Genomic DNA, 14,769 nt, shown 5'->3' with positions numbered 1-14,769 from the left:
GGCCGCCCTCGCCCACGATTTTTGTCGCCCGCGCCCGACGGGCCGGTATGGCCATCCCGACCGACTCGGTCCGGCGGTTCCGACTCCGCGGCGTGAACGCGTACCTCGTCTCCGACGGCTCGGAGACGGTGCTCGTCGACGCCGGGACGCCGTGGGACCGCGACCGACTCCTCCGCGGCCTCGCCCGCTCCGACCTCGACCCCGGCGCTATCGACCGGGTGCTCGTGACCCATTTCGACCTCGACCACGTCGGGTCGCTCGCCTCGCTCAGCCTCCGCGACGACGTGCCGATTCACCTCGCCGAGCCGGACGCCTCGCACCTGACCGGCGCGTCGAAGCCGTCGCTCACCTCGCTGAAAGGCGCTGCACAGCGCGCGCTCGCGTCGTTCGTCGAGCGCCCGACGAACCCCGTGGAGGTCGTCCGCGACGGCGACGAACTCGGCGGCTTCGTCGCGTACCGGACGCCGGGACACACCCCCGGCCACACCGCGTTCGTCCACGAGGACCACGGCGTCGCGTTCGTCGGCGACATGGTCCGCGAGTCGAACGGGAGCCTCGGGCTGCTGCCGGGATTCATCGCGACCGACGCCGCGGAGAACAGACGGAGCGTCCGCGCGTTCGCGGCGCGCTGCCCGCCGGTCGACGTGGTCGCGGTGGGCCACGGCGAGCCGGTCACTGAGTACGGATACGGCGCGCTCAAGCGACTCGCGGACAAGCTCTAATCGGAGCGCGGTCGCTTTCGGAGCGCGATTCTCCGTGACGAGACGTCGAGCTATCGCTCGTGTCTGAGTTAAGAGCGGGGACCGCGGCCGAGCGCAGGTCCCCGGACTGACCAAGCCACTGTGAGGAGCACCAGTCTCACAGCTGCCTGACGCGCCCGGCGGAAGTGAATCGAACCACGCGCGTCAACACCACGTTGGACACTAGTTGTAAAAAGTCCTTTGTTATCGCCAATTAGAACCACGGCCTCCAGAACGACTGGATAAATATGCTCTTATGTGATTCATTTAGCCGTATTAACTGGACACCTAGTAACCTTCATGGTTGTTACTGGACGAACGGACGCCAGAATGGTGAAGAATCTATCGAATCCGCGGACGAGAGTCGAACGCGGCCGAAAATACGCTATCTGACCAGATACGGGTCCGCTCCGGGCATGAAGCGGCCGAGGTCGGATTCGCGGCGGAAGTCGGTCGACTGAAGCTCCAGCAGGCCGGCGACGAGTTCGTCGTGGTCGCCGTCGTCCCACTCGGCGGGGTCCTTGATGGGCAACACGAGGAAGCCGCTCCCGCGGAGTTCCTCGCCGTGGAGTGCTTCCATGTCGATGTCCGTCTTCCAGCCGACCGACGTGTAGTTGTTCAGGACGTGCTTCGTCGCCACCGCGCCGACCGGCAGGAGGACGTGGGCGGCGATGGCGCGGAGCTCCGCGTCGAAAAAGCGCTCCATGTCGGTGTAGTCGGCCGCCGACGGCGTGCCGTCCGGCACGCACATGTGCAAATACGAGAAGAACGTGCTGTTCACGGTCGGTTCGTCGCCGGCCTCGGCCAGCAACTCGCCGTCTTCGAGCGCCGGGAACAGCTTCTCGCCTGCGCCCCCCGCGAAGGGGACGCCGGTCTCGATGCCCCCGTGGACGCCGGGGTGGTCGCCGATGACGTGGAAGTCGGCGTTGGCGTCGCCGTAGCCGGGGACGTACCGGTCACACGACGGTCGCATGTCGAACGGGTTTCTCGTGCGGTCGGTTACGTTTCTCACGGTACTCTCTGTGGGAGCGGTCGGTAAAGAAGACGTGGTTCGGCCCGATATCGTACACGAACGAGCGTGAGGAACGCATCGAGAGAAAACGTCGTCCGCGCTGTCGACCGTCGACCGACGGGCTCCGGCTCAGAGTTCGACGCCCGAGGGGATGAGGCTCTGGCTCCGCAGGAGCGTCCCGTCGCCGTCGTAGACGAGGAACGTCGATTTCTCGAAGGTCTCGAAGTGGTCGCCCTCGATGGCCACGTCGACGCGGTAGCGCCCCTCGTCGTCGCCCGCGGCGCGTCCGTACTCGCGGGCCGCCCGAATGAAGTCGAGCACGTCGTCGGCGCGGGCGTTGAGTTCGAGGACGTAGTCGCCGGTCAGTCGGTCCGTCACGCTCACGACGCCGCGGGCGTCGTCGGCGTCGACGGAGTCTTGCAGCCGAAAGGAGACGTCCAGTTCCTCCGCGGCGAGCACGTCGCCGCTGGTCGAGAGGAACCGCGACCGAAGCTCCTCGGCCGGGCCGTAGAAGTCGATAGATACCGTCGGTTGGCGGGGGTCGCCGTCGTCCTCGTACCAATCGACATCGCGGACATCGAGTTCGAAGTAGTCACGCCGCATTCCGTACCGTTGGTTGTACTGCGCCGCCTATTAACGTGACGCCGCCCGAAGCGTGGTTCCGGCGTCGAAACCGGCCGATTACGCCGGTTCGACGCGCGCTCGGCACAACGGTTATCGGCCGCCGCCGCGAGCGAACCGCATATGGAACCCGTCAACCTCGACGAGAGCTTCGCGTCGTTCGACGAGACGTGGGCCCCGCGAATCGCCGCGGAGCTGAACGACTACGCGGTGAAAGTCGCGAAACTCGACGGCGAGTTCGTCTGGCACGCCCACGACGACACCGACGAACTGTTTCTCGTCCGCGACGGACGGCTCCGAATCGAGTTCCGCGACCGCGACGACGCGGACCTCGGCCCGGGCGACCTCCTCGTGGTCCCCCGCGGCGTCGAACACCGCCCCGTGGCGCTCGAACCGACCGAAGCGCTGCTCGTCGAGCCGACCGAGACGCTCAACACCGGCGACGCCGACGAGAGCGACCTGACGCACGGCGACCCCGAACGGCTCTCCTGAGGGTCGACCGAGCGCGTCCTCTCCCGTCCTGCTGCCCCACTGGCGCGCCCCGGACTGTCGGTAGTTTTTACCTGTCAGACCGTGCGATTGTCCTATGGTCTGGGTCCGCTCCGAACACGCGGGTGCGCTGGCCGTCGTCTCGACGTGGCTCTGTGCGCTCCTCCCGTGGAACGTCACGTACACGCCGAACCTCTCGGGCGTGAGCCTGCTTTTCGTCCGGTTCCCCTTCGCGGAGGTGCAGTTCTCGTGGGGCCTGTCCAGCCGTGTCGCAATCAGAAGCCCGCTGTCCGCGCTCTCGCTCCAATCGGGGCAGACCGTCGCCGTCGCCTATCAGGCGTGGGTCGTCGGCGCGGCCATCCTCGCGCTCGCGGTCCTGTTTTCGCTCGTGTACTACCTGCGCGACGAGCGGGTCGAAGCCGGCCCGGTCGACCCCGTTCGGGTGCTCGGCGGCCTCCTCGGCGTCGTCGGCGTCGTCCTCGCCGCCGCGACGTACCTCCTCGTGACGCGCGGGATTCCGGGGATTCCGCTCCCGCTCGGCGTCGTCATCTCGCTCGTCCTCGCCGGCGTCCTCCTGACCGTCGACCGGACCTGACGGCGAGTCGCGACCGGTCCTGCTCGTCGAATGACAGTCTCCCGCGCGGACCTTTTAAGTCTCGACCCACCATATCCCCGACCAACTGACCGGGTGACGATGGCACGAGATACGACGAGCGAGACGAGGGGAATGCGCGACCCGTCGGTGGAACGAGGGGTGTGGAGACTCCTCGCCAGCGGGGAGTTCGACGCCGCGGCCGCCGAAGCGGAGCGGCTCTTGCGCCGAACCGCCGAGATGCTTCGGGGGTCGGACCTCGACGTGCACCCGCTTTCGCCCGACGACACGCCGCTCGGAACTTACGAGGTCCCCGAGGGCCACGAGGAGGTCGAGCGCTACTGGGTGAACGCCCCCTTCGCCTACGTCGTCGTCACCTACGACACGGACGCGACCGCCCACCAGTACCACACCGTCGAACCCGACCTCGACGAGTTCGAGGCGTCGCTGCTCGAACGCGTCCGCACCGACATCCGCGACCCGCTTTTGTACCGCCGCGAGGCGGACCCGCGGACCGAGACGGCGCTGGTCGAGGAGCTTCAGTCGATTCTCGAACAGTACGGGCTGGAACTCGACATGAACACCTTCTACACGCTGTTGTACTACCTCCGGCGCGACTTCCACGGCTACGGCCCGCTGGACCCGCTGATGAAGGACCCCCACATCGAGGACATCTCGTGTGACGGCTACGACCTGCCGCTTTTCGTCTACCACGACGAGTACACCGACATCGCCACGAACGTCTCGTTCGCCGCCGAGGAACTCGACAACTTCGTCATCCGCCTCGCCCAGCGCTCCGGCCAGCACATCAGCGTCGGTGACCCCGTCCTCGGGACGACGCTCCCGAACGGCGCGCGCGCCGAGTTAGCCCTCGGGGAGGAGGTCACGCCGCGCGGGTCGGCGTTTACCATCCGCCTCTACGCCGAAGAGCCGTTCACCCCAATCGACCTCGTGCGCTACGGCACGTTCTCCATCGAGCAGATGGCCTACCTGTGGCTCTGTATCGAACACAACAAGAGCCTCATCTTCGCGGGCGGGACGGCCTCGGGCAAGACCACCTCGATGAACGCGGTGTCGATGTTCGTCCCGCCGCGGTCGAAGGTGCTGTCCATCGAGGACACCCGCGAACTCGCGCTCTACCACGACAACTGGCTGTCGTCTGTCACCCGCGAGCGACTCCACGAGGGGACCGACATCTCGATGTACGACCTGCTTCGCTCGGCGCTCCGGCACCGCCCCGAGTACATCATCGTCGGCGAGGTTCGCGGCGACGAGGCCGTGACCTTGTTCCAGGCGATGAACACCGGCCACACGACGTTCTCGACGATGCACGCCGACAGCATCGAGACGGTCATCAACCGCCTCGAAAACGAGCCGATCAACGTCCCGCGCGCGATGGTGCAGTCGCTCGACCTGCTGTGCGTCCAGACGCTCACCCGTCACGGCGGCGAGCGCGTCCGCCGCTCGCAGACCATCGGTGAAATCGGCGACATCGACCAGCGGACCGGCGAACTCGACTACTCGTCGGCGTTCGCGTGGGAGCCCGAGACGGACACGTTCAGTCAAAACGACAGCTCGCTGCTCACCGAAATCCAGCGCGAAAACGGCTGGTCGCGGACCGAACTCCGGCGCGAACTCCGGCGGCGCGAGGGGTTCCTCCGATACCTCCTCGACAAGGGCGTCACCGACTACCGGCGCTTTACCGCGCTCATCAACGAGTACTACGCGGACTCGGAAGACGTGATGCGGCGCGTCGAGGCCGACGAGGACATCGTCGACGCCGGCTCGGAGGCCTGAGATGGTCGCACAGTACCTGTATCTGCTCCCGCTCGTGCTCGCCGTCCTCCTCGTCTTGCCCGTCGTCCTGTCGCCGGTGAGCCGCGCGGCCGACCTCCTCGTCTCGCGGGTCGCGCTCTCCGTCTTCGGCTTCTACGTCGCCAACGAGAACCCCCGGCGCAGGGAACAGCGAACGCAGCTGCGGGCGGCGCACGTGAGCGTCACCCACCGCGTGTACGCCTCGCGGACGCTCCTCATGGCGACCGTCTTCGGCGTCGCCGGGAGCGTCTTCGGCGTCTACCTCGCCGCCGTGACGCTCGACACCCTCGCCGTCCAATCCGAGACGATTCGGGAGGTCCTCCCCGGCGCGCTCGGCTTCCTCGGCGGCCTCACGAGCATTCAGGCGCTCCCGCTCCGCGACCTGTTTCTCGCACTGCTGCTTTCGAGCGCGACGCTCGGGACGCTCCTCGCGCTCGGCGTCTACTGGGGTCGGTGGTACGTCCTCACCGAGCGGGCGCGGACCCGCTCGTCGGAAATCGAGGCGACGCTCCCGCGGACGGTCGCGTTCGTCTTCGCGCTGTCGCGGTCGGGGATGCCGTTCCCACAGGTGCTGGAGACGCTGGCGCGAAACGAGGCCATCTACGGCGAGGCGGCGCGCGAGGTTTCCATCGTCGTCCGCGACATGGACGCCTTCGGCACCGACGTGCTCTCGTCGCTCCAGACGATGGCGACGCGGACGCCGAGTCCGAGCCTCGAGGAGTTCGCAGAGAACCTCGCCAGCGTCCTCGGGAGCGGTCGCAACCTCTCGTCGTTCCTCCAAGAGCAGTACGAGCGGTTTCAGGAGGAAGCCGAAGCCCAACAACAGCAGTACCTCGACTTGCTTTCGACGTTCGCGGAGGTGTACGTCACCGTCCTCGTCGCCGGCCCGCTGTTTTTCATCACCGTGCTCGTCGTCATCGGTCTCGTCCTCGCGGACACGCTGACGCTCATCCGCATCGTCGGCTACGTCGGCATCCCGCTGGCGAGCTTCGGCTTCGTCGTCTACATCGACAGTATCACCGAGTCGCTCCGGGGCGCGGCGGTTGCCGACGACGGCGCTGACACCGCGGCCGAGTCGGCCCGGCGCATCGACGCGACCGGCGGCGTCGGCTCAGCCCCCGCGACCGACGGCGGCGAGACCGACGCCCGAGGCGACCCGTGGCGCGCGAACCGCGAGCGGCTCGCCGCCTACGACCGGCTCCGCGCGCTCCGCAACTGGTTCGAGCGCCCGCTCGACACCCTCGGACGCAAGCCGCTCGTCGCGCTCGCGCTCACCGTCCCGCTGGGGCTCGTCTGGGTCGCGCTGCGGGCCACGATTCCCGCGGACCCCACGATACTCGGCGTCGCCGACGCGGTGGACGAACACGTCGTCGAGGCCGCAATCGGTTCGCTCGTCGTCGTCTCGGCGTTCCACGAGCTGCGAAAGCGCCGAATCCGCGCCATCGAGCGCAGCATGCCCGACTTCCTCGACCGCCTCGCGAGCGTCAACGAAGCCGGGCTGACGGTCGTCCAGAGCCTCCGCCGGGTGTCGGCGTCGGACCTCGGGCCGCTCGGCGACGAGGTCGAGCGCGCCGTCCGCGACATCGACTGGGGGGCCGACGCACAGACCGCGCTCCGGCGGATGGACCGCCGGACGGCCAGCCCGATGGTGTCGCGGTCGGTGACGCTCATCACCAACGCGATGAGCGCGAGCGGCGACCTCGCGCCCGTGCTCCGCATCGCGGCCAACGAGGCCCAAGACAGCCGCCGCCTCGCCCGCGAGCGGAACCAGGAGATGCTCACGTACCTCCTCGTCATCTACATCTCGTTTCTCGTCTTCCTCGGTATCATCGCCGCGCTGACGGTGTCGTTCATCCCGGCGGTCGAGCAGGCCAGCGCCGGAGGCGTCGGCTCCGGCGAGGTCGCCGGCGTCTCCTCGGGCGCGTTCTCGGGCCTGCGCGACGTGGACACCGAGTCGTACACGCTGTTGTTCTTCCACGTCACGGCCATTCAGGGGCTCTGCTCGGGGGTCATCGCCGGACAGCTCGGCGAGGGGCAGATTGCCGACGGCGTCAAACACGCCGCCATCCTGCTCGTCATCACCTACGTGACGTTCCTGTTCATCTGAGCGCGCGCGACTCATCAGGGGAACGACCCCGACCGACGCCCGCGACCCGTGCGGTCTTTGTCCCGCCGCCCCGACCGACCGGCATGGACGGAGACGAACCCCGAGACGGGGTCCGCGAGACGTACGACCGCATCGCGTCGCACTTCGCGTCCACCCGCGAGTATCCGTGGCCCGAAGTCGAGTCGTTCGTCGCCGACGCGACCGAGTCGGGACCGGCCGCCCGCGCGCTCGACCTCGGCTGCGGTAACGGCCGGCACGTCGACCTCCTCTCCGAGCACGCCGACGAGGTCGTCGGCCTCGACGTGAGCCGCGGCCTGCTCGACGAGGCGGTCGCGCGGGCGGCCGAACGCGGCTTCGACGCCGGACTCGTGCAGGGCGACGCCTCGCGGCTTCCCTTCACCGACGACGCCTTCGACCTCGCGGTGTACGTGGCGACGGTTCACCACCTCGCGCCGCGGGCGGCGCGCGTTGCCAGCCTGAACGAACTCGCGCGCGTGCTCGACGCCGACGGCCGCGCGGTCGTCAGCGCGTGGAGCACCGCCCACGACACGTTCGACCGCGAGGACGGCTTCGACACGACGGTCGACTGGACGCTCCCCGGCGGCGAAACGGTCCCCCGCTTTTACCACATCTACGCGCCCGACGAGTTCGACGCCGACCTCGACGCGAGCGACCTCGCGGTGGTCGAATCGACGGTCTCCAGCGGGAACTGCTACGCCGTCGTCGCCGGCTGCTGAGCGTTGGTCGGGACTGGGGCCTCACGGACGGAATCGTGTTGGTTGCTAACGCGTTTCGGGTGGATGCCGGCCGCGCACAGGTGATGTGGGCTTAAGAGCGCCGCGACGAATTCCCGTGTATGACCGAGACCGACGAACCACGGGAGTACGAGGTTGTCGTCGTGGGCGGCGGCCCCGCGGGCCTCCAGACCGCGCTCTACACGACGCGACTGGGCCACGACACCGCGCTCGTGGACCGCGGCGGCGGCCGCGCGGCCATGATGCTCGACACGCACAACGTCATCGGCGTCACCGAGGACACCTCGGGCAACGAGTTCCTCGAAACCGCGCGCGGCCAGCTCGAAGACTACGGGACCGACATCCACCGCGACTTCGTGACCGACGCGGAGCGGTTGGACGACGGCCGGTTCCGCCTCGTCGGCAACGAGGGCGAGTTCGTCGCCGAGCGCGTCGTGCTCGGCGTCGGCTTCAACGACGAGCGCCCCGAGCCGCCGCTGCCCCGCACCGGCAAGGGTCTGCATTACTGCCTCCACTGCGACGCCTACATGTTCGTCGACGAGTCGGTGTACGTGATGGGTCACTCGGACTCGGCAGCCTACGTCGCCATGATAATGCTCAACTTCACCGACGAGGTGGACCTGCTGCTCCGCGGCGACGAGCCGACGTGGTCCGACGAGACGGACGAACTCGTCCGCGCGCACCCCGTCGACATCGTCGAGGAGGAGCTTTCGGGCATGACGAAGCGCGACGACGGCTGGCTGGAGAGCTTCGAGTTCGAAGACGGCACCGTCCGCGAGTACAAGGGTGGCTTCGCCATGTACGGCTCGAACTACAACACGACGCTGTTCGAGGCGCTCGACGTGGACCTCGACGACGACGGGACGGTCCCCGTGGACGACCACGGTCGGACCAGCGTCGACGGCGTGTTCGCGGTCGGTGACATCACCCCCGGCCACAACCAGATTCCGGTGGCGATGGGCAAGGGCGCGAAGGCAGGTATCGCCATCCACATGGAGCTCCGCGAGTTCCCCAAGAGTCTCGACGAGATTCGCGCCGAGGGCGCGGTGAGCGTCGACGACGTGCCCGGTATCTCGCCCGGCCTGCTCGACAAGGCCAAGCAGTTCAACGAGTCGCACGCGGACGATTGAGGCCGTAATTCAGCGAAATTCGGTGAAAACCGAAGTCTACGAACACCCTTCTAAAGTTCTCACGGCCAGTACGGTCTCCCACGATGAAACGTACTGGACTTGCGACTGTCCTGCTCGCGCTCATGGTCGTACTGGCCGGCTGTGCGGGCGGGGCCGGCACGATGACCGAGACGCAGACCGACGGGACCGCCGACGCGACGACGACCGCGTCGTCCGACGGCGACGACGCGGCCCGGACGGGAACCGTGAACTTCTACGTGAGCGACGAGCAGAACGCCATCGCGGACTTCGAACACCTCAACGTCACCATCGAGCGCGTGACGCTCGTCCGCGCGAGCGGTGACGTCGAATCGGAGACCGAAGCCGACACCGACGACGCGGAGGCCGACGATGAGACCGGAACCGAAACTGAATCCGAGGCCGACACCGCGAACGACACCGACGCTGAGGCGAACGCGAGCGTCGAGGTGGAAATCGAAGCTAACGCGACGGCGAACACGACGAACACGTCCGCCTCGACCAACGGGTCGGTCGACGCTGACGCCGACGCCGACGCCGATGCGGACATCGAATCCGCCGACGTAAACGACACCGACGCGGCCGAAGGCGAGTCGAGAGTCGCCTACGAGGTCGACAACGCGACCGTCGACCTGACGGAACTACAAGGCGAAAACGCGAGCCTCGTCGGCGAGTACGGCGTGCCCGAAGGGAACTACACGAAGGTCTTCGTGCACGTGAGCGAGGTGAACGGGACGCTGAAGACCGGCGAACGGGTCAACGTGAAGCTCCCCAGTAACAAGCTCCAGCTCGACACGGACTTCGAAGTCGGCAACGGCGAGTCCGTGGATTTCGTCTTCGACATCACCGCGTTCGAGGCGGGGGGCAGCGGGAAGTACATCCTCAAACCCGTCGTGAGCGAGTCGGGGACGGACGTGCCGATTACGAAGGTCGGCGCGGGAGCGGAAGCCGACACCGAAGCCGGGGCTGAGGTCGACGCGGGCGAAAACGAGACCGACGAGGCCGGTGAGAACGCCGAATCCGACGCCGAAGGCGACCTCTCCGTGAGCTTCGACGGGAACGTCTCCGCCGGCGAGAACGCGACGGTCGTCGTCACGCGGAACGGGACGCCCGTGGAGAACGCGACGGTGACGGTAAACGGCGAGACCGCCGGTACGACGGACGCCGACGGCGAGCTAGGTGTCGCCATCCCCGACGAGCGAGACGTGACGGTAGTCGCCGTGGACGGCGAGTCCGAGGCTGAGGCGGAGTTCGAGTTCGAAGTCGTCGGGAGCGCCCCCGACAACCCCGACGAGGGCGGCGAATCGACCTCCCTCGCCGCCTGACCGAAAAGGTAACATCCTTATTGGGGCGTCGAGAATGAAGAGATAGACGCGGCGTTCGCGCGCACCGGTGTCTCGGCCGAGCGAAGCGAGGCCGAGGCTCGGTGCGAGCGAGCGAAGCGAGCGAGCACCGGTGGTCTAATGGTAAGACATTGGCCTTCCAAGCCAATTATCTGGGTTCGATTCCCAGCCGGTGCATCTTCTCCGAATCGCTGCTCGCCGCGGAGAGCACTCAGCGGCTCTCACACCGTCGGAATCGGCGGCTATTCTTAACTATCATTCCGCCGATATTCGTGTGAGGTGTATTACAGATGAGTCTGCTCGACGGCCGCGTCGCGGTCGTCACCGGCGGTAGTTCGGGTATCGGACGGGGAATCGCGCTGGCCTACGCCGAGGTGGGCGCGGACGTGGTGGTCTGCGACATCCGCGAAGAGCCGAAGGAGGGCGGTGCGCCCACCCACGAGCAAATCGAGTCGGACACCGACTCGTCGGCGACGTACGTCGAACTCGACGTGACCGACCCGGCCGCGTTCAAGGCGGCGATGGACGCCGCCGAGGCGTTCGGCGGCGTGGACGTCATGGTGAACAACGCCGGTATCTGGCGGCCAGAGGAGTTCCTCGAAGTCACCGAAGCCGAGTTCCAAGGGATGCTGGACATCAACCTGAAGGGCGTGTACTTCGGGGCGCAGGCGGCCGCGAAACGGATGGTCGAGTCCGGCGGCGGAAGCATCATCAACGTCTCCAGCGTCAACGGCATCTTCGGCAACGGCAACTACCCGTCGTACAGCGCGTCGAAGGGGGCCGTTCGGACGCTCTCGTACTCGCTCGCCCACGGTCTCGGCGGCGACGGCGTCCGGGTGAACGCGATTCACCCCGGCGCTATCAGGACGAAAATCGGCCCCGAGGGGGCCGAGGAGACGGGCGAGGAACAGACCGCACAGTTGACCGCCATGATTCCGCTCGGCCGGCAGGGCGAACCGGACGACGTGGCCGGCGTGGCGGTGTTCCTCGCCAGCGACCTCTCGAAGTACGTCACCGGCGAGTCCATCGTCGTCGACGGCGGCTGGACCAGTTGGCGGTGACGCGGGAGCGACGCGGGGCCGGTTCGGTTGCCGACGCGGTCGGCTCCGCCCGCCCGCGTCCTGTCGTGTGAACGCCCACGAGTGCCGAAACACGCGGACTACGGCGACTTCGAGACGCCGACACGGACCGTCTCTCTTATCTTCCCTCCGAACGTAACCGAACGTAATGCTGGATTCCATTCCGCTGTTCCCCGGACTGCCGGGCGGCCCAGAACTGCTCATCGTCCTACTCATCGTCGTCCTCCTGTTCGGTGCGAACAAACTCCCCCAACTGGCCCGGTCGTCGGGGCAGGCGATGGGCGAGTTCCGTCGCGGCCGCGAGGAAATCGAAGAGGAACTGAAGAAGGGCGCGGAGGGGGGCGACGACGAAGACGAGAAAGGAGACGAGGCCGAGGCGGACGACGCCGACGCGACCGAGACGGAAGCCGAGAGCAGATAGTACGCGTCTCCCCCGGGGAACCGGACCCCTTGTGCGGTCTTTTACGGTCGCGAGTGTCTACTGTTTGCAGTCGCTCACGAGGTCGGTAACGACGCCAGACCGCGGCTTCGAGGGCCGACGGCGAGTCTACGACCGAGAGACCGGGCGGTCGGGGAGTAACTGCATGAGGTATGAATGGGTGGACAGCGAGGTTGCCCGGCGTTCCGACGTGGGGAATCCCGGTTGCCTCCTCCACCCCGCGATCCCTCGAGCGACGCACGTCCGATGGTCCGCTGCTCGCTTCCGCGCCTGGCGGGGTACCACCGATGAACCGCGCGAACCCTTCCCTGCGGAAGGGGTACGCGGAACCGCTGTCCCCGAAGGACGAGGTTTCTACGTTGGCTTCCGGGGCCCGCGCCGGTCTGACCGGACGCGCCCGTGTTCGGTCCCCGCTAAAGACCTATTTCGCGGGTGAAGAGCAGGGCCTAACTGCCCGACCTAGTCCACTCCCTCATTATCCACCGACTGTTAAGGGCCTTTCGACTCGGGTGCGGGAAAATCGAGGGACACCGTCGGGGTGGTTCGACGCGTCGGCTCCGCGAGTCGCCGGTTCCGGTCGGTCGCTCCCGGCTCACAACACGCCGCGGGCGTACCACGCGCCGCCGACGAAGGTGACGAACGCGGCGGCCACGACGGACCAGCGGTGGTAGGTGAGCCACGAGTACTGCTGGTCGAAGCTGAACAGGAGCGTCTGGTCGATAGAGAACGACCACAGCGCGGCGATGCCGAGCATCGAAAGCGAGAGGACGAAGGCGAGGCCGGCGGCCGTCGCCGGGTCGGTCCGCTCCTGTCTGCCCGAGAGGAAGACGACGGTTTCGAGGAGCGCGAGCATTCCGACGAACGAGATGCCGACCGGGCCCGCGGCGTAGTAGGCGGCCACCTGTCCGTCCCCGCCCTCGACGGTGACGGCGGGAATCGCGACGGCGATTGCGAGGAGCAGCGCGCCGACGATTCCGACGGTCGGCGCGAGGCGTTCGGCGTCCATGGCCGGTCGTTCGGGCGACCGACTGATAAACGGTTTGAGACGTGCCGGCGAGGGATTACCCGGTTTTAAATCGCGCTGCGACGACGTGCGCGTATGGACCGCGTAGCGATTATCGGTGCATCGATGACCCAGTTCGGGCAGCGAGACGCGTGGATTCGCGAACTGCTCGCGGAGGCGGGACAGGCCGCGCTCGCGGACGCCGACGTCTCGCCCGACGAAATCGAGCACCTCTACGTCTCGAACATGGCGAGCGGCGAGTTCGAGGGCCAGACGGGCGTCCCGAACGCCCTCGCCCACGACCTCGCGGCGATGCCCGCCTACACCGCCCGAATCGACCAGACCTCCTCGTCCGGCGGCGCGGGCGTCTACGCCGCGTGGCAGTCTGTCGCCTCCGGCGCGTCCGACATGACGATGCTCGTCGGCGGCGAGAAGATGACCCACCGCTCGACCGCCGAATCGACGGACGTCATCGCCTCGCTGACGCACCCGGTGGAGTACAAACACGGCGTCACGCTCCCCTCCTTCGCGGGGCTGACCGCTCGGCTCTACCTCGACACCTACGACGCCCCGCGGGAGTCCCTCGGGAAGGTCGCCGTCAAGAACCACAAAAACGGCGTCGACAACCCCCACGCCCAGTTCCGCAAGGAAGTCGACCTCGACACCGTCCTCGACTCGCCGGTCGTCGCCGACCCGCTTCGCCTCTACGACTTCTGTCCCATCACCGACGGCTCGGCGGCGCTCGTCTTCTGCCCCGAGTCGGTCGCCCGCGAGTACACCGACGATTACGCCGTCATCTCCGGCATCGGCGGCGCGACTGACACCCACGTCGTCCACGAGCGCGCCGACCCGACCACGATGGGCGGCGTCGTCAACTCCTCGGAAATCGCCTACGAGATGGCCGATCTCGAACCCGACGACATCGAGGTGGCGGAGCTCCACGATATGTTCACCATCCTCGAATTCCTCCAGTCGGAGGACCTCGGCTTCTTCGAGAAGGGCGAGGGCTGGAAGGCCGTCGAGGAGGGCGTCACCGACCGCGACGGCGACCTCCCAATCAACACGTCCGGCGGCCTGAAGTCGAAGGGGCACCCCCTCGGCGCTTCGGGCGTCGCGCAGGTGTACGAGATTTACAAACAGCTCATCGGTGACGCAGGCGAGCGGCAGGTCGACGCCGACGTGGGCCTCGCGTGTAACGTCGGCGGCTTCGGCAACTGCGTGACCACGACCATCATGGAGTCCCGATAATGTCCGACGACGAACCCGCGATGGAGGCGTACCGCTACCCCGACGGGAGCATCACCTACCCCGGCCACCCGGTCGGTCCGGGCGGCGAGGAGCCGGTCGGCACGGTCGACCTCAGCGACTACACGGCGACGGTGCTGACGTGGACCACCTCGACGGCGACGCCGCCGGGCGTCCGCCAGCCCAACACGCTCGCCATCGTCGAGTTCGACGTGGACGGCGAGCCCGTCCGCGCCATCGGACAGGTCACCGGCGAGGACGACGTCGACATCGGCGACGAGGTCCGCCCGGTCTACTGCGAGGAACTCCGCGAACCCGGCGCGGGCATCCGCGAGCCCGCGAGTCAGGAGTGGGACGGCTACCGCTTCGAGCCGGTCTGAG

Annotated in this window: 15 protein-coding genes, 1 tRNA gene and 1 other RNA gene; 13 read left to right on the top strand and 4 right to left on the bottom strand. The window is 67.5% G+C overall.

Annotated elements, in window-relative coordinates:
• Positions 1-47 precede the first annotated feature (47 nt).
• Positions 48-722: an MBL fold metallo-hydrolase gene (locus DVK03_RS05270; RefSeq protein WP_115802391.1), complete on the top strand. Its 675-nt coding sequence runs from the start codon at positions 48-50 to the stop codon at positions 720-722.
• Positions 723-1,125: 403 nt separating this feature from the next.
• Here the strand turns inward: DVK03_RS05270 and DVK03_RS05265 are convergent, their stop codons facing one another.
• Positions 1,126-1,752 (bottom strand): uracil-DNA glycosylase family protein, encoded by a 627-nt coding sequence (locus DVK03_RS05265; protein ID WP_004064030.1) that lies wholly within the window; start codon positions 1,750-1,752, stop codon positions 1,126-1,128.
• 129 nt (positions 1,753-1,881) lie between these two features.
• On the bottom strand, positions 1,882-2,355 hold the full coding sequence (locus tag DVK03_RS05260) for a DUF5793 family protein (RefSeq protein ID WP_004043906.1): 474 nt from the start codon (positions 2,353-2,355) through the stop codon (positions 1,882-1,884).
• A 141-nt stretch (positions 2,356-2,496) separates the two neighbouring features.
• Between DVK03_RS05260 and DVK03_RS05255 the strand changes: the two genes are divergently transcribed.
• From DVK03_RS05255 to tatAo, 10 genes are all read left to right on the top strand, one after another.
• Entirely contained in the window at positions 2,497-2,865 is a 369-nt protein-coding gene (locus DVK03_RS05255; protein ID WP_004043907.1) for a cupin domain-containing protein, read from the top strand.
• A gap of 94 nt (positions 2,866-2,959) precedes the next feature.
• The gene (locus tag DVK03_RS05250; protein ID WP_115802390.1) at positions 2,960-3,457 is read left to right on the top strand and encodes a hypothetical protein; all 498 of its coding nucleotides are present in this window, start codon (positions 2,960-2,962) and stop codon (positions 3,455-3,457) included.
• A 132-nt stretch (positions 3,458-3,589) separates the two neighbouring features.
• On the top strand, positions 3,590-5,251 hold the full coding sequence (locus DVK03_RS05245) for a type II/IV secretion system ATPase subunit (protein WP_188148657.1): 1,662 nt from the start codon (positions 3,590-3,592) through the stop codon (positions 5,249-5,251).
• A 1-nt stretch (position 5,252) separates the two neighbouring features.
• Complete coding sequence (locus tag DVK03_RS05240; protein WP_115802388.1) at positions 5,253-7,376, top strand: type II secretion system F family protein; 2,124 nt, start codon at positions 5,253-5,255, stop codon at positions 7,374-7,376.
• Positions 7,377-7,459: 83 nt separating this feature from the next.
• Positions 7,460-8,113: a class I SAM-dependent methyltransferase gene (locus DVK03_RS05235; protein WP_004064038.1), complete on the top strand. Its 654-nt coding sequence runs from the start codon at positions 7,460-7,462 to the stop codon at positions 8,111-8,113.
• 119 nt (positions 8,114-8,232) lie between these two features.
• The gene (locus tag DVK03_RS05230) at positions 8,233-9,261 is read left to right on the top strand and encodes an NAD(P)/FAD-dependent oxidoreductase (protein ID WP_004043912.1); all 1,029 of its coding nucleotides are present in this window, start codon (positions 8,233-8,235) and stop codon (positions 9,259-9,261) included.
• Positions 9,262-9,383: 122 nt separating this feature from the next.
• Complete coding sequence (locus DVK03_RS05225) at positions 9,384-10,604, top strand: DUF4382 domain-containing protein (RefSeq protein ID WP_115802387.1); 1,221 nt, start codon at positions 9,384-9,386, stop codon at positions 10,602-10,604.
• 124 nt (positions 10,605-10,728) lie between these two features.
• Positions 10,729-10,799 (top strand) — tRNA-Gly (locus tag DVK03_RS05220).
• Positions 10,800-10,912: 113 nt separating this feature from the next.
• Positions 10,913-11,683 carry an SDR family oxidoreductase gene (locus tag DVK03_RS05215; RefSeq protein WP_115802386.1) on the top strand — a complete coding sequence of 257 codons (771 nt, stop codon included), beginning with the start codon at positions 10,913-10,915 and terminating at the stop codon, positions 11,681-11,683.
• 166 nt (positions 11,684-11,849) lie between these two features.
• Positions 11,850-12,122: a Sec-independent protein translocase protein TatAo gene (gene tatAo, locus DVK03_RS05210; protein WP_115802385.1), complete on the top strand. Its 273-nt coding sequence runs from the start codon at positions 11,850-11,852 to the stop codon at positions 12,120-12,122.
• 176 nt (positions 12,123-12,298) lie between these two features.
• Here tatAo and ffs read toward each other — a convergent pair.
• Both ffs and DVK03_RS05200 read right to left on the bottom strand, forming a co-directional pair.
• Positions 12,299-12,610, bottom strand: an RNA gene (gene ffs, locus DVK03_RS05205) — signal recognition particle sRNA.
• Positions 12,611-12,732: 122 nt separating this feature from the next.
• Positions 12,733-13,146 (bottom strand): hypothetical protein, encoded by a 414-nt coding sequence (locus DVK03_RS05200; RefSeq protein WP_004043916.1) that lies wholly within the window; start codon positions 13,144-13,146, stop codon positions 12,733-12,735.
• Between the two features lie 93 nt (positions 13,147-13,239).
• On the opposite strand from DVK03_RS05200, the gene DVK03_RS05195 reads away from it, so the two are divergent.
• On the top strand, positions 13,240-14,391 hold the full coding sequence (locus DVK03_RS05195; protein WP_004064046.1) for an acetyl-CoA acyltransferase: 1,152 nt from the start codon (positions 13,240-13,242) through the stop codon (positions 14,389-14,391).
• Positions 14,391-14,768 carry an OB-fold domain-containing protein gene (locus DVK03_RS05190; protein ID WP_115802384.1) on the top strand — a complete coding sequence of 126 codons (378 nt, stop codon included), beginning with the start codon at positions 14,391-14,393 and terminating at the stop codon, positions 14,766-14,768. The genes DVK03_RS05195 and DVK03_RS05190 overlap by 1 nt, the downstream gene beginning before the upstream one ends.
• Position 14,769 lies beyond the last annotated feature (1 nt).

The sequence above is a fragment of the Haloferax sp. Atlit-109R genome (assembly GCF_003665865.1).
GTDB lineage: Archaea > Halobacteriota > Halobacteria > Halobacteriales > Haloferacaceae > Haloferax > Haloferax volcanii.
This window is presented reverse-complemented; position numbering and strand designations above follow the sequence as displayed.